Source organism: Zoogloea sp. LCSB751 (assembly GCF_002028455.1).
In the GTDB taxonomy this organism is placed as follows: domain Bacteria; phylum Pseudomonadota; class Gammaproteobacteria; order Burkholderiales; family Rhodocyclaceae; genus Zoogloea.
Window position 1 is genome coordinate 204,528 of the sequence record NZ_MWUM01000006.1, and the last position, 21,606, is coordinate 226,133.

The 21,606-nt window shown below is 67.2% G+C and carries 19 protein-coding genes; 3 read left to right on the top strand and 16 right to left on the bottom strand.

The window, feature by feature from the left end:
• Positions 1-27: 27 nt before the first annotated feature.
• From B4920_RS09415 to uraH, 8 genes are read right to left on the bottom strand one after another with little or no spacing between them, the layout of a single operon-like run.
• Positions 28-1,305: a glycerate kinase gene (locus B4920_RS09415; protein WP_079434373.1), complete on the bottom strand. Its 1,278-nt coding sequence runs from the start codon at positions 1,303-1,305 to the stop codon at positions 28-30.
• Between the two features lie 18 nt (positions 1,306-1,323).
• On the bottom strand, positions 1,324-2,688 hold the full coding sequence (locus B4920_RS09420; protein ID WP_079434374.1) for a nucleobase:cation symporter-2 family protein: 1,365 nt from the start codon (positions 2,686-2,688) through the stop codon (positions 1,324-1,326).
• Between the two features lie 22 nt (positions 2,689-2,710).
• Positions 2,711-3,211 carry an ureidoglycolate lyase gene (locus tag B4920_RS09425; RefSeq protein ID WP_079434375.1) on the bottom strand — a complete coding sequence of 167 codons (501 nt, stop codon included), beginning with the start codon at positions 3,209-3,211 and terminating at the stop codon, positions 2,711-2,713.
• Between the two features lie 9 nt (positions 3,212-3,220).
• Positions 3,221-4,276, bottom strand: a complete 1,056-nt coding sequence (alc, locus tag B4920_RS09430; RefSeq protein WP_079434376.1) for an allantoicase — start codon at positions 4,274-4,276, stop codon at positions 3,221-3,223.
• A gap of 26 nt (positions 4,277-4,302) precedes the next feature.
• Entirely contained in the window at positions 4,303-5,241 is a 939-nt protein-coding gene (gene puuE, locus B4920_RS09435) for an allantoinase PuuE (RefSeq protein ID WP_079434377.1), read from the bottom strand.
• Positions 5,242-5,258: 17 nt separating this feature from the next.
• Positions 5,259-5,774, bottom strand: coding sequence for a 2-oxo-4-hydroxy-4-carboxy-5-ureidoimidazoline decarboxylase (gene uraD, locus B4920_RS09440; protein WP_079434378.1), 516 nt, complete (start codon positions 5,772-5,774; stop codon positions 5,259-5,261).
• A 43-nt stretch (positions 5,775-5,817) separates the two neighbouring features.
• Entirely contained in the window at positions 5,818-7,011 is a 1,194-nt protein-coding gene (locus B4920_RS09445; protein WP_079434379.1) for a urate hydroxylase PuuD, read from the bottom strand.
• A gap of 42 nt (positions 7,012-7,053) precedes the next feature.
• Positions 7,054-7,404, bottom strand: coding sequence for a hydroxyisourate hydrolase (gene uraH, locus B4920_RS09450; RefSeq protein WP_079434380.1), 351 nt, complete (start codon positions 7,402-7,404; stop codon positions 7,054-7,056).
• 124 nt (positions 7,405-7,528) lie between these two features.
• Between uraH and B4920_RS09455 the strand changes: the two genes are divergently transcribed.
• Positions 7,529-8,464, top strand: coding sequence for a LysR family transcriptional regulator (locus tag B4920_RS09455; RefSeq protein WP_079434381.1), 936 nt, complete (start codon positions 7,529-7,531; stop codon positions 8,462-8,464).
• Between the two features lie 21 nt (positions 8,465-8,485).
• Here B4920_RS09455 and B4920_RS09460 read toward each other — a convergent pair whose 3' ends face one another.
• The 6 genes from B4920_RS09460 to B4920_RS09485 form a co-directional block, all read right to left on the bottom strand.
• Positions 8,486-10,687, bottom strand: coding sequence for a bifunctional diguanylate cyclase/phosphodiesterase (locus B4920_RS09460; protein WP_254050889.1), 2,202 nt, complete (start codon positions 10,685-10,687; stop codon positions 8,486-8,488).
• On the bottom strand, positions 10,684-11,454 hold the full coding sequence (locus tag B4920_RS09465; RefSeq protein WP_079434383.1) for an MBL fold metallo-hydrolase: 771 nt from the start codon (positions 11,452-11,454) through the stop codon (positions 10,684-10,686). Before B4920_RS09465 ends, B4920_RS09460 begins: the two co-directional genes overlap by 4 nt.
• A 62-nt stretch (positions 11,455-11,516) precedes the next feature.
• Positions 11,517-12,269 carry a PAS domain-containing protein gene (locus tag B4920_RS09470; protein WP_254050890.1) on the bottom strand — a complete coding sequence of 251 codons (753 nt, stop codon included), beginning with the start codon at positions 12,267-12,269 and terminating at the stop codon, positions 11,517-11,519.
• Positions 12,270-12,563: 294 nt separating this feature from the next.
• Positions 12,564-13,196: a response regulator transcription factor gene (locus B4920_RS09475; protein WP_079434385.1), complete on the bottom strand. Its 633-nt coding sequence runs from the start codon at positions 13,194-13,196 to the stop codon at positions 12,564-12,566.
• Positions 13,193-14,362 (bottom strand): sensor histidine kinase, encoded by a 1,170-nt coding sequence (locus B4920_RS09480; protein WP_079434386.1) that lies wholly within the window; start codon positions 14,360-14,362, stop codon positions 13,193-13,195. The genes B4920_RS09475 and B4920_RS09480 overlap by 4 nt, the downstream gene beginning before the upstream one ends.
• A gap of 251 nt (positions 14,363-14,613) precedes the next feature.
• Positions 14,614-15,522: a LysR family transcriptional regulator gene (locus B4920_RS09485; protein ID WP_079434387.1), complete on the bottom strand. Its 909-nt coding sequence runs from the start codon at positions 15,520-15,522 to the stop codon at positions 14,614-14,616.
• 123 nt (positions 15,523-15,645) lie between these two features.
• Between B4920_RS09485 and B4920_RS09490 the strand changes: the two genes are divergently transcribed.
• Positions 15,646-16,764: an S-(hydroxymethyl)glutathione dehydrogenase/class III alcohol dehydrogenase gene (locus B4920_RS09490; protein ID WP_079434388.1), complete on the top strand. Its 1,119-nt coding sequence runs from the start codon at positions 15,646-15,648 to the stop codon at positions 16,762-16,764.
• 64 nt (positions 16,765-16,828) lie between these two features.
• Positions 16,829-17,677, top strand: a complete 849-nt coding sequence (fghA, locus tag B4920_RS09495) for an S-formylglutathione hydrolase (RefSeq protein ID WP_079434389.1) — start codon at positions 16,829-16,831, stop codon at positions 17,675-17,677.
• A gap of 78 nt (positions 17,678-17,755) precedes the next feature.
• On the opposite strand, the gene B4920_RS09500 is transcribed toward fghA, so the two are convergent.
• The gene (locus B4920_RS09500) at positions 17,756-19,087 is read right to left on the bottom strand and encodes an aminotransferase class V-fold PLP-dependent enzyme (protein ID WP_079434390.1); all 1,332 of its coding nucleotides are present in this window, start codon (positions 19,085-19,087) and stop codon (positions 17,756-17,758) included.
• 25 nt (positions 19,088-19,112) lie between these two features.
• Entirely contained in the window at positions 19,113-21,557 is a 2,445-nt protein-coding gene (locus tag B4920_RS09505) for a TonB-dependent siderophore receptor (protein ID WP_079434391.1), read from the bottom strand.
• Positions 21,558-21,606 lie beyond the last annotated feature (49 nt).

Sequence of the window (21,606 nt, forward strand, 5' to 3'; positions counted from 1 at the left end):
GTTTGGTGTGCTGCGGTGGGGGCGCAGTCACTCACCTGCGGATCGCGTCACCAGGATCGCCCGGAAGTCGTTCACGTTGGTGAGGGTCGGGCCGGTGATCAGCGAATCGCCGAGGGCCTCGAAAAAGCCGTGGCCGTCGTTGTTGTCGAGGCTGTCGCGGGGACGGATGCCCCCCGCCCAGGCCCGCTCCAGCGTGTCGGGGAAGACCAGCGCCCCGGCGATCTCCTCCAGTCCGTCCACGCCGTCCGTGTCGCCGGCCACCGCGTGGATGCCGGATGCCCCATCGAGGGCCACTGCCAGGGACAGCAGGAACTCCACGTTGCGCCCGCCGCGCCCGTTGCCACGCACGGTGACGGTGGTTTCGCCACCTGACAGCAGCACGCAGGGTGCCGCGATGGGCTGGCCGTGGCGCTTCACCTGCAAAGCGATGGCGGCCATCACCTTGCCCACGTCGCGGGCCTCGCCCTCGATGCTGTCGCCGAGCAGCAGCGGCGTCACCCCGGCAGTGCGGGCCACGTCGGCGGCGGCCTCCAGGGCCATCTGCGGGGTGGCGATGAGGTGCGTGGACACGCCCGCCAGGCGCGGATCGCCCGACTTTACGGTCTCGCCGGCACCGCTCTCGAGCAGCGCGCGGGCGCCGGCCGGCAGCGCGATGCCGTAGCGGCGGACGATCTCCAGCGCACCGGCGCAACTCGTCGGGTCGGCCACCGTGGGCCCGGAGGCGATGTCCATCGGGTTGTCGCCGGGCACGTCGGAGATCAGCAGGTTCACCACCCGCGCCGGGTGGCAGGCCGCCGCCAGCCGGCCGCCCTTGATCGCCGAGAGATGGCGGCGCACGCAGTTCATCTCGGAGATCGTCGCACCGGACTTGAGCAGCGCCCGGTTGATGGCTTGCTTGTCCTCCAGCGTGACGCCCCCGCCGGGCAGCGGCAGCAGCGCCGAACCGCCGCCCGAGATCAGGCAGATCACAAGGTCGTCGGCGCTCAGGCCGCGCACCAGCTCGAGCATCCGCGCGGCCGCCTCGCGGCCCGCCGCGTCGGGCACCGGGTGGGCCGCCTCGACGATCTCGATGCGCTCGCAAGGCACCGCGTAGCCGTAGCGGGTGACCACCAGGCCGGACAGCGGCCCCGGCCAGTGGCGTTCCAGGGCCTGGGCCATCGCCGCCGACGCCTTGCCGGCGCCGATGACGAGGGTCCGCCCCCTGGGCAGCTCGGGCAGGAAGCGGGGAATGCAGTGCTCGGGCTGGGCGGCATTGACCGCGGCGGTGAACATTGCGGTGAGGAGATCGCGGGGGGCGGTGTGCATGTAGATTGTCCTTGTCGTTCAGCGGCGGCCGGTTCCATTGAGACAGGCATTGAGCAGTACCGCCGACACGGTGGCAAGCAGGATGCCGCTGTGCAGCAGCGGGCCCAGAGCCGCCGGCATGCGCTGAAAGAAAGTCGGGGCCACCAGCGGGATCATACCCAGGCCGATGCTGACCGCCACCACATAGAGGTTGTTGCGGTTGCCGCCCAGGTCGGCGCCGGCCAGGATCTTGACACCCGTCGCGACGACCATGCCGAACATCACGATGCCGGCGCCGCCAAGCACGAACAGGGGCACGGAGGCGATCACCACCGCCATCTTCGGGAACAGGCCGAAGGCCATCAGGATCCCCCCGCCGACGATGCACACCCAGCGGCTCCTCACGCCGGTGACCCCCACCAGGCCGATGTTCTGGGAGAAGGAGGTGTGCGGGAAGGTGTTGAGGAAACCGCCAATCAGCGTGCCTAGACCGTCTGTGCGCAGGCCGCGGGTCAGGTCGTCGCGGCTCAGGCGGCGCCCGGTCAGCTCGCCAAGGGCCAGGAACATGCCGAGGGATTCGACCATCACCACTACCATCACCAGGCACATGGTCGCCACCGACACCGGCTCGAAAGTCGGCATACCGAACTGCAGCGGAGTGACGAGGGCGACCCATGGCGCCTCGTCCAGGCCGGCGAAGCTGACCTTGCCGAGGACCATAGAGACCAGGAAACCGGCCACCATGCCCAGCAACACCGACACGCTGGACAGGAAGCCGCGCCCATATTTGGCGATCAGCAGCACAGTGAGCAGCACGATGGCGGCAATAGCGAGGTGCTCTGGCGCGCCGTAGGCCGGGTTGTCGATCAGCTTGCCGGTTGCCGCCTCCTGGATCGTGGGGTTGCCGCCGGCTGCCCAGTTGACCGCCACGCGCATCAGTGAAATGCCTATCACCGAGATGAGGGTGCCGGTGACGACGGGCGGAAACAGCGGCAGGCAGCGGGATACCAGCGGCGCGAAGAAAATGCCAAAGACACCCGCCGCGATGCCGGCCCCGAAAATCGCGTTGATGCCCAGCTCGGGATTGCCGGCCATCGCCACCATCGGGCCGACGGCGGCGAAGGTGACGCCCATCATCACCGGCAGACGGATGCCGAACCTGCCGAAACCGAAGGCCTGGATGATGGTCACGAGGCCACTGCACAGCAGATCGGAATTGATCAGCAGCGCGATCTGCTCCTTCGGCAAACGGAGGGCGCCGCCGACGATCAGCGGCACCGCGATGGCGCCGGCGTACATGACCAGCACATGCTGCAAGCCCAGCGCGATGAGACGGCCGGCAGGCAGGTGCTCGTCGACCGCATCGACCGGTGGGGCACCGCGTTCCTGCACAGCGACCGGCATGAGGGGCTCCTTCCTTGTTTTTTCAGGGGGCCGGGATCACCGCGCCGGGAGCAAGGATCACCTCGTCGCAGTTGGGGGTGTTGCCACTGCGATCCACGACGAGGAAGTCGCACACCGTCTCCAGCGCCAGCAACGGGTGGTGCCACACGCCGGTGGCGTAGTTGACGCCCTGGTCGCCGCGGGCCAGGAAGACGCGCAGGTCTTCCGCCTTCGGCGCCGCGCCGGCCGGTGCCACCACAATCAGGTAGGGCTTGCCGGACATCGGGATGAAGGCCTGGCTAGCCAGCGGGTGGCGCTCCATCATCTCGACGCTGAAAGGCAGCGTGCGCGGCTGGCCGCGGAAGATGGAGACGATCACCTTGCCGTCCGGGCCGGCCTCGATCTGCGCGAGGTCGTGGTAGCGCTCGGTGTTGCCGGCGTTGATGGTGAAATGGCGCACCGCGTCGCTCGCCTCGATGACATCGCCGAAGGGGGCGAAGGCTTCGCGGGTGAGCGGCTGCGGGGTCAGGCGGAGGCTGCTCATCGCCGCTCCTTATTTGACCGCCGTATTGGCCACCTTGCCCCACAGGCGCAGGCGCGACACGCCGCCGTCGGGGAAGATGTTGAAGCGCACATGGGTGATCGGCCCGAGCTTGGCGATCTGTTCGGTGAAGGTATGCACCGCATCCATCGTGAGCTTCTGCTCGGGCAGCAGGGTCTGCCAGAACATGCTCTGGGTGGTGATGGAACGGTCGGTGCCACCGCTCACGAAGGCCGCCTGGATCGAGCAGCGGTCCGGGAAGTTGCCCTTGAAGAAGGCGGTGTCCACTTCGATCCTTTCGACCGTGCCGGCGGCGCCCAGTTCGAGCACGCACCAGTCGTTGCCAGGTTCGCGGCGGCGGCGGGTTTCCCAGCCGTCGCCCATGTTCTGGCCGCGGCCGGGCAGCAGCAGCGCGGCGACGGTGGAGCCGAAACTGGCGTCGTTCCACGACACCGCGCGGCCGCCGTTCTCCATCGCCACGAGGTCGATGGTCTCATCGCCGGTCAGGCTTTCCAGCGCGCCGACCGGGCGGCCATAGACGCGCAGGCGGGCGATGCCGCCGTCCGGGTAGATGTTGACGCGCAGGTGGGTCCACGCCGCGTCGCTGGCGCATTCGAGAATGTGATGGCTGTTGGGGCCGAGGGGCGTGGCCGCCAGGATCTCGGTCCAGCTGGCGGCCTTCAGGGTCTCCACGTCGTCAGAGACCGACACGGTGGCTTCGATGGACACTGCCGGCGGGTAGTTGCCGGTGAAGTGGCTGGTGTCCACGTCGAAGCCGCGGATCACGCCCTTCACGCCGAGCTTGACCAACGCCCAGTCGTGGCCGGCGACGCGCTTGCGGCGGGATTCCCAGCCGTCCATCCACTTGCCGTTGGTGTCGAACTTGCCCGGCACGAACTGGGCCGGTTCGGGGTTGAGCATGCGCGACACTTCGGCAAAGAAGTCGTCGGAGGCGTAGAGCGCCTGCGCACCGAGGCGCGGGTTGGCGAGATCCACCGAACGCAGCGCCCAGTCGGGCAGCTCGGCGGGAGCGGCGAAAACGGGGGCGCCGGGAGTGTGGCTGGCCATGGATGAGTCTCCTTGTATGTTCTCTGTCAGGCTTGGGGGCGGTAGGGGTGCCTGGCGATCCAGTGGCGGGCGATATCCACCCGCCGGCACACCCACACCCGGTCGTGCTTTTCAATATGGTCGAGAAAGCGCTGCAGCGCGCGGAAACGCCCGGGCCGGCCGAGCAGGCGGCAGTGCATGCCGACGCTGAGCATCGCCGGCCGCTCGTCCCCTTCTTCGTACATCACGTCGAAAGCGTCGCGCAGGTATTCGAAGAACTCGTCCCCGTGGGAAAAGCCCTGCGGCAGCGAGAAGCGCATGTCGTTGGTGTCGAGGGTGTAGGGCACGATCAGGTGCGGCGCGGTGCTGCCGTCGCTCTTGTGCACCTCGGACCAGAACGGCAGGTCGTCGCCGTAGTAGTCCGAGTCGTACAGGAAGCCGCCGTAGTCGGCGACGAGGCGCCGCGTGTTGGGGGAGTCCCGCCCGGTGTACCAGCCCAGCGGCCGCTCGCCGGTGAGCTGCTCGATGATCTCCATGCCGATCCGCATGTGCTCGCGCTCGGTGGCCTCGTCCACGTTCTGGTAGTGGATCCAGCGCCAGCCGTGGCAGGCGATCTCGTGGCCGAGTTCCTTGAAGGCGGCGGTGAGTTCGGGGTGGCGTTGCAGCGCCATAGCCACGCCGAAGATGGTCATCGGCAGGCCGCGCCGTTCGAACTCGCGCAGGAAGCGCCACACGCCGACGCGCGAGCCGTACTCATAGACGCCCTCCATCGACAGGTGGCGGTCCGGGTAGCTGGCCGGGTTGAACAGCTCGGACAGGAACTGCTCGCTGCCGGGGTCGCCGTGCAGCACGCAGTTCTCACCGCCCTCCTCGTAGTTGAGGACGAACTGGACGGCCACCCGGGCCTGCCCCGGCCAGTCGGCGAAGGGCGGCTTGCGGCTGTAGCCGATCAGGTCGCGGGGATAGGCGGGATCGATCTTGCTCATGGCGGGTCTCCTTGCGCTCAGCCGAGCAGCGCGTCGAGGCGGAAACGGGCGATGCGGCCGATCTGCGCCAGGCAGCTGCGGAACTCGGTGGCCGCATCGTTGGCGAGGCGGGCCTCCACCGCGTCCATGATCTGGTAGCGCGACAGGCCCTTCACCGCGATGACGAAGGGGAAGCCGAAACGTTCCCGGTAGGCGGCATTCAGCTTGCGCAGGCGGGCCAGTTCGTCGGCGCTGCACTGGTCGAGGCCGGCACCGCGCTGCTCGCCGGTGGAGGCCACGGTCAGCGTGCCGGCGGCGGCTTCCTTGCCAGCCAGCTCCGGGTGGGCGCGGATCAGGCCGAGCTTTTCGTCGTCCGTGGCGGCGTCGAGCACGGCCAGCATCGCAGTGTGCAGCGCCTCGACGTCGGCGAAGGGACGGGCCGCCCAGGCCCGCTCGGGGATCCACGGGGAGTGTTCGAAGATGTCGGCCAGGCGGGCGACGAACTCGTCCCGCGGCAGCGCCGACAGGGCGGCGACGGAGGTGAGCGCATTCATTTTTTCAAGTCCTCAAGGTCGTGCTGGGGTCGGGGGCTGAATCTCAGTCGGCGAGCCTGGCGCCCTGGGCGTACCAGCGGGCGATCAGCTGGCGCTCGGCGGCGCTGATGCCGGTCAGGTTGCCGAGGGGCATGTAGCCGCTGGCCACCGTCTCGGCCATCTTGGCGGCGTGCTGGGCGATGCCTTCGGCACTCTGCAGCACGACGCCCTTGGGCGGCTGGGCGAAGCCGGCCTGGGTCGGATGCTCGGCGTGACAGGCGGTGCAACGGGTATCGACCACCTGCTTGACGGCGGCGAAGCTCACCTTCTCGCCATCGCTCTTCACCGGCGCGGGCGCCATCAACACCATCAGCAGGGCCAGCAGCGCGACACCGGCGGCGGGCAGCCACCACTTCACCTGGCCGCGGTGGCGCAACACGAAGAACTGACGGATCAGCACGCCGGCCAGCATCATGACCACCAGCACCAGCCAGCCATTGGGGTGGGAATAGGTCATCGGGTAGTGGTTGCTGATCATCACGAACAGCACCGGCAGCGTGAAGTAGGTGTTGTGCACCGAGCGCTGCTTGCCGATCTGGCCGGGGCGCGGGTCCACCGGCTGGCCGGCGCGGATCTGCTCGACCATACGCTTCTGGCCGGGGATGATGTGGATGAACACGTTGGCCACCATCATCGTGCCGAGCATCGCCCCCACATGCATGTAGGCGCCGCGGGCCGAGAACAGCTGGTGCAGCAACCAGTCGGCCAGCACCACGAAGCCGAACAGCAGCACCGCCAGCAGGCCGTCGCGGCCCATCAGCCTACGGCACAGCAGGTCATACACCACCCAGCCGGCAGCCAGGAAGGCGATGGAGATGCCGACCGCGGCGGGCGGCGTCAGCGCCATCACCTTGGCGTCGATCAGGTAGCTGGAGGCGCCGATCCAGTACACCACCGCCAGCAGGCTCATGCCCGACAGCCAGGTGGTGTAGGCCTCCCACTTGGACCAGTGGAGGTCGTGGGTCAGGGGCTCGCCCTGCGGGCCGGTGAGGAATTTCTGGCTGCAGTAGAAGCCGCCGCCATGCACCGCCCACAGCTCGCCGAACACGCCACGCCTGGCGTCCTCGGGCTTCTTCGGCGGACGCAGGGAATTGTCGAGCATCACGAAGTAGAACGACGCGCCGATCCAGGCGATGCCGGTGATCAGATGGAGCCAGCGCAGCAGCAGGTTGGCCCAGTCGAGGAGATAGGTTTCCATGTTTCTTCAGTCTCTCGTGCGAAACGGTGCGCAGGTCGGGCCTCAGCTGCCGCGGTAGGTCGAATAGCTCCACGGGGACACCAGCAGCGGCACGTGGTAGTGCTGGGCCGGGTCGGCGATGCCGAAGCGCAGCACCACTTCGTCCACGAACAGGGGTTCCGGCAGGGCCTGGCCCTGGGCGCGGAAATAGTCGCCGGCGGCGAAGACGAGCTCGTAGCTGCCGCACTCGAAGGCCTCGCCGTCGAGCAGCGGACTGTCGCAGCGGCCGTCATGGTTGGTGACGGCGCGGCGGATCTCGCGGCGGCCGCCGTCCAGGCGGTAAAGGGTCACGGCAATGCCGCTACCCGGCTTGCCGCTGGCGGTGTCCAGCACGTGGGTGGTGAGGCGTCCCATGCTTGTGTCTCCAGTTGTTGGTGTTGGGGATGTGCTGTGCAGTTTAGAGCCGCCGGGGATTAAGGAAATGGATATGAGCTTATAAGCTATATATACTTTTCAATATCTTCCTGCCCCCGCCCCCATGAGCACCCGACGAAGCGACGACCAGCTCGACACCTATCTGCTGCGGATCTTTTGCCTGCTGATCACCGAGCGCAGCGTGTCGCGCACGGCGCTGCGCCTGAACCAGTCCCAGCCGGCGGTGAGCCTCGCGCTGAAGCGCCTCCGTACGATCCTCGGCGACCCGCTGCTGGTGCGGGAAAAGAGCGGCATGGTGCCCACCGAGCGGGCACTGGCGCTGCTGTCCCACGCCAAGGGGGCACTGGCGGAGATCGACCGGATGACCTTCGCGCCGGAATCCTTCGAGCCGCAGACCAGCCGTTACGAGTTCCGCGTCGGCGCGCCGGACTACCTGGCGCCAATGTTCATTTCAAGCGTGGTCGAGCGGATCCGCCAGGAAGCCCCGCACCTGCGCCTGAGCCTGCAGTCGCTGGGGCCCAACTTCGATTTCGAGCGCTCTCTTGCCGAGGGAGATCTGGACGTGGTGATCGGCAACTGGCCGGAACCGCCCCACCGCATGCACCTGTCGATGCTGCTGGAGGACGAAATCGTGTGCCTGGTGGGGGCGAACCATCCGCTGGCCCGCAAGGGATTCACCGCCGACGACTACCAGCGGGCGGTGCATGTGGTGCCGATGCCTTATTCGATGAGCCAGCGCGGGGTGATCGACACGGTGCTGGCAACGCACCGCCTGAACCGGGACGAGCGGGTGGTGGTGCAGTCGTTCACGATGGCGCCGTATCTGCTGCAGCACAGCGACCTGGTGTTCACCACCACGCGGCATTTCGCGCAGTTCTATGCCGACCTGCTGCCGCTGGTGATCCTGCCTTCGCCGATCCCCTTTCCGGCGATGCGCTTCTACCAGCTGTGGCACGAGCGCAACCACCTGTCGCCGGCCCACCGCTGGATCCGCCGCCTGCTCGCCGACTGCGGCAAGCAGATCAAGCCGGGCAGTTGAGGCGCCGCCCGGCGGGCGGCGTCAGGCCATCTGCGAGACCGGCATGGAGAGGTGGAAGCCCTGCGCGTAATCCACGCCCATGCTGCGCAATTCGTCGAGGATGTCCTCCGATTCGACGAACTCGGCGATGGTCAGGATGCCCAGCTCCTGGCACAGGCGGGTGAGATTGCGGACCAGCGTGCGGTCCACCTTCGACTTGACGATGTTCTTCACGAAGGCGCCATCGATCTTCACGTAGTCGAAGGTCAGCTCGCGCAGGTAGTGGAAGGAGTTGTAACCGCTGCCAAAGTCGTCCAGCGCGAACAGGAAGCCCTTCTTGCGCAGGTCGCTGAGGAATTTGCGCATGTGGGTCATGTCGCCGATGGCGTCCCGCTCGAGGATCTCGAAGACGATGACATTGGGCGGGATGTCGAGCTTGGCGCACAGCTGTTCGGCATAGCCGAGGATGCCGCGGCCCTGGATCTCCTGCGCCGACAGGTTGATGAACAGGCGGAACGGCGGCGTGTCCGGGGTATCCAGCCGCTCCCGCGCCGCGGCGAAGGCCTGCTCGATGATGGTCCGGTCGAGATCGCGGCCGAGACCGTATTTCTCGATGGTCTCGATGAAGGCCCCGGCCGACAGCGTGGTGCCGTCCGGCTCGATGATGCGCGCCAGCGTCTCGTAGGCGAAGGGCTGGCCGGTGCGGCAGTCGAAGATGGTCTGGAAGTACGGCACCACCCGCTTCTCGCGCAGGGACACGCGCAGCTTCTCGGCGTAGTCGCGGGTCAGGCGGCTGGCATGGACCCGGTCCTTCACCGACTCGAAGGTGCCGATGGTGTCCTTGCCGAGCTCCTTGGCCCGGTACAGGCCGATGTCCACGCCCGCCATCAGGTCGGTGAGGCTGTTGGCGTCGTTCGGATAGGCGACGATGCCGATCGAGGTGGTGACGTGGAAGATCTTGCCGTCGTCACCCTCGAAGCTCATCTGGCGCAGTTCGGTGCGCAGCTTCTCGGCAACGACCATCGCGCCCTCCAGCCCGGTCTCGACGAGGATGATCGCGAACTCGTCGCCACCGATGCGGGTGGCCAGATCACCGCGCCGCATCACCGTGCGCATCTTCTCGGCGACCTGCTGCAGCACCATGTCGCCGCGCGGGTGGCCGTAGGTGTCGTTCACATCCTTGAAATCGTCCAGGTCGAGCATCAGGATCGAGAACTCGTGCGCGTGGCGTTCGGAGCGGCCGAGCTCGTAGCCGAGCATCTCGTTGAAGTAGCGCCGGTTGGGCAGGCCGGTCAGCGGATCGTGGGTCGAATAGTATTCGAGCTCCGACAATGTGCGGCTGAGGGCCTTGCTGGACCCGACCACCATCACCATCACGGCGAGGATGGAATGGATCACGCTGCTTTCCTGCGGCGTCAGCCTGTCGAGGGACGCGTAGGCGATGCCGAGCAGGCCGGACAGATTGGACGAATCCATGTCCGGCACCGGCACGGTGATCATGCGGATGTTGTTGGCGTCGACGGCCTTGCGGTTGCGGTTGCGGACGACCTGGAATTCCTCGATGTCCAGCGGCACGTCGGACGGCAGGTCGAGGTGCTCGATCATGTCCCGCGACAGCTTGTGGCGGGCGGACGTCTTCACCTCCTCCGGATACTCGCCCATGTAGTAGATATACAGGGACAGCGCATTGTCTTCGGAGAAGGCGATGAAGAACACGTCGAAGGGGAAGAAGGCGTGGAAACCGAGCAGCACCTCCTGCACGAAGGCCTTCCACTGGGTGACCTTCTCATGGGACAGCACGATGGTTTCGAGCACCCGGCTCTGGCGTTCGAGCAGGTCCTTCTCGATCAGCGTGCCGGCCAGGTCCTTGGAGACCCGGTTGAACTCCAGCATGACCTGCTGCAGGTCGCGGGAGTTGTTGCCGAGCTGGCGGCGCCGCTCGCCGACCAGCAGTTCTAGGGTTTTGTCGAGGCGCTCGCAGCGCGCCACCGCCCGATCGAGGCCGCGGGTCAGCTCGACCCGCTGGGCGTCACTCATCGGCAGGCCTTCGACCTGTCCGATGGAGGCCTGCAGCCCCTGCAGGATCTCGGCACGCACGCTCTGCGTCAGTTCGGTGATGCTGGCCGCAAACAGGCTGCTGCGCGTCTGGCTCTCGAACAGGGCCGCGAAGCTCTCCAGCACCCGCTGGCGCATGCCCTCCTGTCGCTGCGGAATGACCGGCAAGCGGTGGGATCTCGGATTCACGGAACCCTCCTGAAACGCCCGGCCTCCACCATCAGGTCCACGCCGCACTCCAGGTTGCGGAACCAGTCGAGGAAAGCGGGCACCGCAGCGCCCCGGTAGATGGGGCCGTGCTGGGGTGCGATGAAGTCGATGTCGAGCTGCGACACCGCCTCCACCCACAGGCGCGCAGCCTTGTTGGAGGCCATGTAGCGGCGGTGGAAGCCTTCGATGTAGGGCAGATGGGCGGCAAAGTCGTCCACATAGGGCTCGTCCTCGCCGTCGGGCATCATCGCCGCCCCGATGTCGCCGGTGAACAGCACTTTCGAGATCGGGTCGTAGACGTTGATCTGCCCTTCCGAGTGCAGGAAGTGCGCCGGCACCAGGTCCAGCCTGAAGCCCTCGGCCAGTTCGACCTGCATGCCCTCGTCGGGCACGCCGATGAAGCGGCGCATCGACGAGATGCCGTAGTGCGGCAGGAAGCGCATCCAGATGCTCGACACGTAAACCGGCGCCTCGGAGATTTCCAGCCAGGTGGCCAGGCCGCCGACGATGTCCGGGTCCTGGTGGGACAGCATGATGGCCTTCAGCCGGTCCGGGCTCACGTAGCGCAGCAGCTCGGACAGCACCCGCGGCATCACGCCGAAGCCGCCCGGATCGAGCAGCACGCCGTCGTCGCCATGGACAACCAGATACTGGTTGGAACGGATGCCGTCCTCTTCGCCCGGCTCGCTCTCATTCAACAGGATGAACTTGTGATCGTCAGTATTGAACAGGGGGATGTTGCGCATGCTGCTTCCTAAAATCCTTCTATGCCTGTCTCAGGCGGGGGGCGGTGACGGATTCACCGTTTTCACACCTTGTGAATTCTGAACTCGCCGATCATGGCCTTGAGGTTTCCCGACGTGGCGAGAAGCTCGCCCGCCGCCCGCTTGGCGTCACGGGAAGCCTGCAGGTTGCCCTCGGCGATCTGGTCGAAGAATCGAATCACCCTCGCCAGCGGACGATCGACGCGCAGCGAGAAATAGATGCCGACGGAGATGGAGACGAGGGTGGATACGAGCGCGGCCGTACCGACGAACGCAGTACGCGCCGGCGTCAGCTCGCCGGCAAAGCTCGCCACCATTATCCCTGCTGATAACATGGCCATGGCGCCCATTATGGCCCACAAGCGGGTGCTGAAGGAAAAACGCCCCAGCAAGCCGGCATTGACGCCCGGGAAGCGGGCCCGCCCCTCCCGGACCTGGGCGTACAGGTGCTCGGCAGCGCGCACCGCGTCGCGGGCCGGCTCGGTGCGCACCGACATGTAGCCCACCGCCTGGCCGTTCTTGCGAACCGGCACCACGAAGGCCCTGACCCCGTAGTAGTCGCCGTTCTTGCAGCGGTTCTTGACCAGGCCATGCCACGGCAGACCGCTCCTGACCGTCTGCCACAGGTCGGCAAAGGCTTGCAGTGGCATGTCGGGATGACGCACCAGACTGTGGGGGCGCCCGATCAGCTCGTCGCGCTGGAAGCCGCTGATGTCTACGAACGCATCGTTGGCGTGGGTGATGATGCCTTTCAGATCGGTTTTGGAGACCAGGTAGCGCCCCGGGGGGAAAGGCACTTCGGTCTGTGTAACAGGTAGGTTGACCTTCACGGGTTGTCTTTGGTGTGTATGCCCTCCGGTCGATCTGGCGGCTCGGTAACCGGGGAGACGCGTGCTGTTTTCCAGGATGCCCGGGCTATGTTCTTTGTATGGTGCCCGGCATCAACGTCAGCCACGAATTCGATGGCCTCGCGCCCGACGATAGCAATCTTTCATGGGGGTGTATGTCAGGTTTTCCTGAAACGTGCGCAGAAAACCCTGATTCGCCAATGGTCTCCCAACCGACCTCCGAAAGCGGCCCTTGCGCTCTCCTCAGGCGACGGTCAGGCCGTGGCGGATCGCATAGCGGATCAGGTCCGCATTGTTGTCCACCTGCAGCTTTTCCATCAGGCGCATCTTGTGGGTGCTGACGGTCTTCGGACTGAGGTGCAGCTGGTCGGCGATCTCTCCCAGGGGTAGCCCGGCAGCAATGCCTTCGAGCACCTGACGCTCCCGCTCGGACAGGGCTTCGTGGGCCAGCGGGCGGGACGGCCCGCGATCGAAGACCATCAGGTCCACCAGCGCCGGATCGATGAAGCGGCCGCCATGGGCCACCTTGCGGATCGCCGCCAGCAGTACCTCCGGCTCGCTGTCCTTGGTCACGTAGCCGCTGGCCCCGGCGCGCAGAGCACGGGCCACGATCTGCCCCTCGTTGTGCATCGACAGGACCAGGATGGGCAGTTGCGGATGCTCGACCTGCAATCGGCCGATGAGCGCCAGGCCGGCCAGGCCGGGCATCGACATGTCGAGCAGCAGCAGCTCGACGGCGCGCCGCTGCAACTGCGCGAAGATGTCCTCGCCGCGGGTTGCCTCGGCCACCACCGCGATATCGATGGTCGTGGCGATGATCTGCTTGAGGCCGCTGCGGACGATGGCATGGTCGTCGGCGATCATCAGGTTGATCACGGCCGGGCTTTCTCCAGCAGCGGGAGCTCGATGGACACCGTGGTTCCGCGCCCCGGACTGCTGTCGAAGAGCAGGTTTCCGTCGAGGGCCAGCACCCGCTCACGCATGCCGAGCAGGCCGAAGCTGTGCAGCTTGTCGGTGGCCTGCGGGTCGAAGCCGCAGCCGTCATCGGCAATGCGCAGGCGCAGGCGGTCGCCCTCCCGCGCCAGTGACACCTCTACGTGACGGGCGCGGGCATGGCGGGCGATATTGGTCAGCGACTCCTGCACCAGGCGGAACACCACCGTCGCGCGAGCTTCGTCCATCGCCAGCTCGTCGTCGCACACGTAGAAACGGCAGCGGATCTCGGAGCGGCGCTGGAGGTCCTCCAGCAGCCATTCGATGGCCGGCACCAGGCCCAGGTCGAGGGCCGCCGGGCGCAGGTTGCTGGCGATCTGGCGCACCACGTCGATGGTCCCTTCGGCCAGTTCGCGCATGCGCTCGGCCATGCGGAACAGCTCGGGGTTGTGGCCGAAGCCGATGCGCAGCAGGGAGATGTCCATCTTCAGCGCGGTCAGGCGCTGGCCCAGTTCGTCGTGGATCTCGCGGGCGATGTGCTTGCGCTCCTGCTCGAGCAGGGTCTTCTGGTGATGGGACAGTTCGCGCAGTTCCCGCCGCGATTCGAGCAGGGCCCGTTCCGCCTGCTTCTGGGTATCGATGTCGAGCATCTGCCCGACCGAGGCGATCATCCGGCCGTTCTTGTCGAGGATCTCGGAGACCACCATCAGCGCCCACACCACGCGGCCATCCTTGCGTACGTAGCGCTTTTCCATCTGGAACTTGGGCAGCGTGCCGTCGAGCATGCGGGCCCGCGCACTGACGTTGTCGGCCAGATCGTCGGGATGGGTGATGTCGTGGTAGGACATGCCCAGCAATTCGGCCTCGGAATAGCCGACGAACTCGCACATGGCCTGGTTGACCTTGATGTAGCGCCCCTCGAAGTCGGCCACCGCCATGCCGACCGCGGCGGAATCGAAGGTGCTCTGGAAGAACTCCTTGCTGAGGCGCATCTCCTCCTTCGCGCGGCGGAACCGGGCGACTGCGGCGCAAGCGCCGCCCACCGTCGACACGCTCAGCAGGGTCATCGCCACGGCGATGGAGAGATTGATGTTCGCGAGTACGTCCATGCGCTTCGAAAGGGTCCGACTGCCCGGGGCTCAACAGCCCTGCACCTGCACTGCAAGATCGGGCCGTTCCCCCCGGCGCGGACAAGCCTCGCCGGCGGGCCGGACACCATCATTGCAACGCAGGTTAACACAAGCCTTCAGGCACCTTGCGGTACTCCACCACGCTCCGGATCGCGTTTGCAGCGCCCCGCGCGATTTCCGCCCCCTCCGTGGAAAAGACCGCCGGTTGCGGCTTTCCGGCCGGCAGGGGGTCAGGCGAAGGCGCCGCCGGCGTACTCCGGCCGCGCGGCGAGGCGCTGGCGCAGGCGCTCGACGACGATGCGCACCTTCGGCGACAGGTTGCGCCGCGGCGGGATCAGCGCCCACACCCCGTGGGCCTGACTGTGCAACTGGAAGTCCGGCAGCAGCGCCACCAACGCGCCGCTGTGCAGGTGCGGCAGCACGTAATAGTCGGGCAGCTGGCACACGCCGATGCCGCACAGGGCCGCATCGAGCACCGCCAGGCCGCTGTTGCAGCGCCAGTTGCCGGCCACCCGCTGGGACAGCTCGCGGCCGTCGGCCTGGAACAGCCAGCTGTCTGAGATGCCGAGCAGGCAGTTGTGGCGCTCCAGGTCGGCCAGGCTGGTGGGCGTGCCATGGCGGGCCAGGTAGTCGGGCGTCGCGCACACGTACATCACCCGCGGCGCGAGGCGCACCGCCACCAGCCGGGTGTCGCTCAGGCGGCCGAGGCGGATCGCGATGTCGTAGCCCTCCTGCACCAGGTCGCGGGGCGTGTTGTCGAGCTCGATCTCGACCTGCAGCTGCGGATGCTCGGCCACCAGCTCGTTGATCAGCGGCACGATGTAGCGCTCGCCGTACACCGCCGAGCTGGTGATGCGCAGCAGGCCCTTGGGGCTCTGTTCCAGGTCGAGCACCGAACGCAACGCCTCGTCGAAGCCGTCCTGCAGCTGGCGGCAGTGCTGGAAGAAAGCCTGCCCGGCCTCGGTGAGGCGCACCAGCCGCGTGCTGCGGTGGAACAGGCGGGTCTGCATGCGCTCCTCGAGGCGCTGCACCTGGCGGCTCACGTGGGACGCCGACAGGCCCAGGCGGCGCGCCGCCGCCGAAAAGCCCCCGGTCTCGGCAACGGCAACGAACTCTTCCAACCCTTCCCAACGGCTCATGACGGCACGCGACGATCTATTATTGCCGAACAGCAACAATGTTTTGACGAAGCACCGGATTATCCGCCAGCAGTCCATAAATTACACTGCCGGCTTTCCTTCAGCCTTCCACCGGAGACACCGATGATCAAATCCCGCGCCGCCGTCGCCTGGGCCGCCAAGCAGCCCCTCGAAATCACCGAAGTGGACGTGGCCCCGCCAAAAGCCGGCGAGGTGCTGGTGCGCATCGTGGCCACCGGCGTCTGCCACACCGACGCCTACACCCTGTCCGGCGCCGATCCGGAAGGCATCTTCCCGGCCATCCTCGGCCATGAAGGCGGCGGCATCGTCGAGGCGATCGGCGAAGGCGTCACCTCCGTCGCCGTCGGCGACCACGTGATCCCGCTCTACACGCCGGAATGTGGCAAGTGCAAGTTCTGCCTTTCCGGCAAGACCAACCTGTGCCAGGCCATCCGCGCCACCCAGGGCAAGGGCCTGATGCCCGATGGCACCAGCCGCTTCAGCAAGGACGGCAAGACCATCTTCCACTACATGGGCACCTCGACCTTCTCCGAATACACCGTGCTGCCGGAAATCTCGGTGGCCAAGATCAGCAAGGACGCCCCCCTCGAGAAGGTGTGCCTGCTCGGCTGCGGCGTGACCACCGGCATCGGCGCGGTGATGAACACCGCCAAGGTCGAGCCGGGCGCCACCGTGGCGATCTTCGGCCTCGGCGGCATCGGCCTGTCGGCGGTGATCGGCGCGGTGATGGCCAAGGCCTCGCGCATCGTCGCCATCGACGTGAACCCGGCCAAGTTCGAGATCGCCAAGCAGCTCGGCGCCACCGACTGCATCAACCCGCTCGACTACGACAAGCCGATCCAGGAAGTCATCGTCGACCTCACCGACGGCGGCGTCGATTACTCCTTCGAGTGCATCGGCAACACCAAGGTCATGCGCTCGGCGCTGGAGTGCTGCCACAAGGGCTGGGGCGAATCGATCATCATCGGCGTCGCCGGCGCCGGCGAAGAGATCTCCACCCGCCCCTTCCAGCTGGTCACCGGCCGCGTCTGGCGCGGCTCCGCCTTCGGCGGCGTGCGTGGCCGCTCCGAGCTGCCGGGCTATGTGGAGAAGGCCCAGCGCGGTGAAATCCCGCTCGACACCTTCATCACCCACACCATGGGCCTCGAGGACATCAACAAGGCCTTCGACCTGATGCACGAAGGCAAGAGCATCCGCACCGTCATCCACTTCGACAAGTAAGCGGCGCAGCCCGACGGGCGGGTTCATCCGGGCCCGGCCGTCGGACTCGCCCGGAGCCCGACCCATGACCTCTCCCCTCACCCTCGTTTCCGAGAACCGCAGCTTCGGCGGCTGGCACCGCCGCTACCGGCATGCCGCCACCAGCACCGGCTGCGACATGACCTTCGCCGTGTTCCTGCCACCGCAGGCCGAGAACGGCCCGGTGCCGGTGCTGTACTGGCTGTCCGGCCTCACCTGCACCGACGAGAATTTCATGCAGAAAGCCGGCGCCCACCGGGTGGCCGCCGAACTGGGCATCGCCATCGTCGCCCCCGACACCAGCCCGCGCGGCGCCAACGTCCCCGGCGACCCGGATGGCGCGTGGGATTTCGGCCACGGTGCCGGCTTCTACGTGAACGCCACCCAGGCCCCGTGGAAGGCCCACTACCGCATGCACGACTACGTGGTACATGAGCTGCTGGCCCTCGTCGAGGCGAACCTGCCGATAAGCCCGCGCCGCGCCATTTCCGGCCATTCGATGGGTGGCCACGGCGCGCTGGTGTGCGCACTACGCAACCCCGGCCGCTACCTGTCGGTGTCGGCCTTCGCGCCGATCAGCAACCCGATGGACTGCCCGTGGGGGCACAAGGCCTTGTCCCGCTACCTCGGCGAAGACCGGGAGGCCTGGCGCGCGTGGGACGCCTGCGAGCTGATCGCCGGCGCCGGCGAACGCCTGCCGCTGCTGGTGGACCAGGGCGAGGCCGACAGCTTCCTCGCCGAACAGCTCAAGCCGGATGCCCTCGCCCGCGCCTGCGCCGCCGCCGGCCACCCGCTGACCCTGCGCCGCCAGCCGGGCTATGACCACAGCTACTACTTCATCGCCAGCTTCATCGAAGAGCACCTGCGCCACCACGCGGCGGCGCTGCACGGCTGAGGCCGGGGTGGGCGAATGAATTCGCCCCCACGACTTGCTTGAAGGACCACGCGCCGGGCCTCTTACTGCCCGGCGCGCTCAACCGCGGGCGATCTCCCGCACCGCCGTCACCAGCCGGTCCAGGTCGGCCGGGCGGGTGAAGATGGCCGGCGTGATGCGCACTACGGCCCCCGAGGCGAGCCCACCGCGGGCCACCGTGAAGATGCCGTACTGCTCGCGCAGGCGGCGCGCCAGGGCCTGGCTGTCGGCCAGGCTGCTGCGGCCGCCGATGCGCAGCGCGCTGATCGCCCCGTGCAGGCGCGGCGCGTCCGGAGTGAGGATCTGCACGCCCTTCACATCCCTCACCCGCTCCACCCAGTAGTCGCGCAGGTAGCGCAAGCGGGCCTCCTTGTTGGGCACCCCGATGGCGGCCTGGAAGTCCAGCGCGGTGGGCACCGTCATCACGTTGGCGGTGGCCGTAGTGCCGGAATGGACCCGCGAACGGATGTCGCCGGTGCCCTCCCCGGCCGCGCTGAGGTGCGGCGCGATGTCGTCCAGGCGGCTCTTGCGGATGTACAGGAAGCCCACGCCCAGCGGCGCACCGACCCACTTGTGCAGATTGAACGCGGCGAAGTCGACGCCGCCCAGTTCTGGCAGGCGGAAGTCGATGTGGCCCCACGAGTGGGCCGCGTCGAGAATCACATCCACCCCGCGGGCCTTGGCCAGCCGGGTGATCTCCGCCACCGGCAGGATCAGCCCGGTCTTGTGGTTGATATGGGTCAGCAGCAACAGGCGCGTGCCCGGGTTGGCCGCCAGCCCCTTGGCGTAGGCATCGAGGATGCCGGCCTCGGTGGCCGGCTCCGGCAGCACGATGCGCGCCACCTTCACACCGCGCCGCTCCGGCAGGTAGTCGAAGACGCTCTGCGCGCTGTCGTAGTCCAGGTCGGCGTACATCACCGTGTCGCCGGGCTTGAGGCCGCGGTAGTTGGTGATCAGGTTCTGCAGCGCCTCGGTGGCGCCGCGGGTCAGTGCGATCTCGTCGGCCTGCACGCCCAGCAGCGCGGCGATACGGCCACGCACGGCGTCCGTCTCGCGGCTGTATTCCTGGCGCAGGAAGTAAGAGTTGCGCTCGTTGAGGCGCTCGATGTTGCGCTGCAGTTCGACCAGCACCGGGCGCGGCATGATGCCGTAGAAGCCGTGCTCCAGATTGACGAAATCCGGCGACTGGCGATACAGCGCGGCGATCTGCGTCCAGTAGGCCTCGTTGCGGGCCACCGTCAGCGCATCGCCGCCCGGCACGGCGGGCAGTGCGACGGCCGGGACAGCCGCCGACTGGGCCAGGGCCGGCGCCCCGCGCAGGGCAGAGGCAGCGGCCACGGCGAGGCCGAGGGAGCCCTTCAACAGGGTCCGGCGGGAGAGTTGGGGATTCATGACAGTGATTCCGTAAAGGGCGCGCTCAGAAGCGGTAGTTCGCCTTGAAGTAGTAGTAGCCGCCGTTGATGCCGATCGGCGAGAAGGACGCGTACTGGGCCACGTTCTGCCGGCCGAGGGCGTTGAGGGCCTGGCGGTAGTCGCTGTTGAGCTTGTCCGGATAGACGTTGAACAGGTTGTTGGCGCCCACCGTCACGGCCCAGGCCTTGGTGATCTGCCGCGTCACGTCCAGATCGGTGATGAACTTGGTGGAGGTCTTGTTCTCGTAGTAGGTGACGTTATTAACCGACGAGTAGAAGGACGACGACCCGAAGACGTTCTCGCGCAGGTTCACCGTCCAGTCGTTCTTGCGCCACAGGGCACCCAGGTTGAGGCGGAAGGCAGGCGAGGAATCCTCGATGTAGCTGATCGCCGTCTGGTCGAGGAACTGCTGGCCATTGAGCTGGCTCGGCGCGCCCTTGATCTTGGTGACCTTCACCTGATTGATGTTGGCCCCCAGGCTCCAGTCCACCCGGCCGAAGCCGCCGTAGTCGTCGGCATAGGTGATCACCGCGTCGGCACCGGTGTTGCGGGTGTCGCCGGCATTCGAGAAGACCACCACGCCGGTGGACGACATGCCGGCCGGGATGCTGTTGCCGTTGGCGACGATCGCCGCATTGACCGCCTCGGCGCGCACCGCGCCGTTGAGGGTGCCGTACAGGGAGCCGCTCTGCAGGATGCGGTCCTTGATGTTGATCTGATAGACATCCAGCGTGGCGGTCACCTTCGGCGCCGGCTTGGCGACGATGCCGATGCTGAAGTTGCGCGACTTCTCGGCCTTCAGCTCGTCGATACCGAGCAGGCGCGCGGCAGCGGCCGAGGTCGGCAGGATCACCGAGGCAGTAGTCGGCGACACCGAGGTGGCGGAATAGCTCTGCTCGGCCAGCGTCGGCGCACGGAAGCCGTTGCTGACGGTGCCGCGCACGGCGAAGCTCGGCGCCACGTCGTAGCGGCCGGTCAGCTTGCCGACGGTGGCGCTGCCGAAGTCGCTGTAGCGCTCGGTGCGCAGGGCGGCGTCGAGCTTCAGCTTGTCAATCGGCGAGCCGGCCACGTCCACGTAGAGCGCGTTGCTGCGGCGGGTGTGGTTGCCGGCGTCGGATGCGGTGTAGCCGGGGAAGGCCGCGGCGCCGCCGCGGTAGATGGAAGCCGGCTCACCGGCACCGATGGCGTATTCGTCCACCCGGTGCTCGACACCGAAGGCCACGTTGAGCGGCGAGGCCCAACCCACGTTGAAATCCCGGTTGAGATCCAGGTTGGTGGTGGTCTGGTTGGCCTTCAGGTAGCCCTCGTAGAAGCGGCTCTGGGTGCTGCCGGTGTCCTTCCACAGCTGCACGTTGAGCGAATCGATGTTGCCCACCGACGCGTAGTCGCGCCCGTAGGTGGTGGCCAGGTCGTAGCGCCAGCCGGCCAGCGCCTCGCCCTTCACGCCAACGGTGAAGGCGAAATCCTCTTCGTCGTGGACCTCGATCGGGCTGAAGCCGAGGGGATAAACGCCCGGAGCGGTGGAGGTGCCGCGGTAGTTCTGGATCGCCTCGGCGTGCTTGGCGCCATAGGTGGCGAAGCCGTACAGCTCGGTACCGCCGGCCAGCTCGATGCCGCCGTTGGCGGACAGGATGGTCTGACGCACAGCCGCATCGCCAAAAGTGCGGTTCACGTAGGGATAACCCGGCGCGTTCTTCACGTTGGCGTTGGCGGCGCTCAGGTAAGGCGGCACGAAGCGCGCGTCGTAGTCGCTGCGGTCACTGTGGCCGTGGTACTTGGTCTCGACGCTGAGGTTCAGGAAGGCGTCCTCGTGGGGCTTGAGACCGATGTTGGCGGACAGGTTGCCGCTGGTGCCGTCGCCGTCGTAGTACTGGCCACCGCCGATGCTGACGGTACCGCCCTGGTCGTTGCGCTTGAGGATGATGTTGATGACGCCGGCGATGGCGTCGGAACCGTACTGGGCAGCGGCGCCGTCCTGCAGCACCTCGATGTGGTCGATGGCGGACAGCGGGATCAGGCCCAGGTCCGCCGACGCGCCGCCTGAGAAGGCGCCGCCGGTGACATTGACGTTGGAGGTGCCGTGGCGGCGCTTGCCGTTGATGAGGATCAGCGTGTGGTTTGGATTGAGGCCGCGCAGGCGGGCCGCGGTGGTCAGCGCCGCGGCATCGCCGCCCTTGGCGTCGGAGGTGAAGGCCGGCACGTTCTGCGTGAGGGCCTGGATCAGGTCGGGCTGGCCGCTGCGCTTGAGGGTGGCGGCATCGAGGATCTGGATCGGCGCCGGGCTGTCGGCAGCCTTCAGGCCGGCCTGGCGGGTACCGGTGATGATGACGGTGTCGAAGGACTGGGCCGGATCGGTAGCGCCAGGGTCGGCGGCCGGAGTCTGGGCCAGTGCATAGCTGGACGACAACAGGGTCAGCAGGGCGGTCGTTTGACGGAGGCTGTGGCTCATTGATTCCTCTTGGGGTGCTGACGGAGATCCGTTGGAGACGAACGAAACA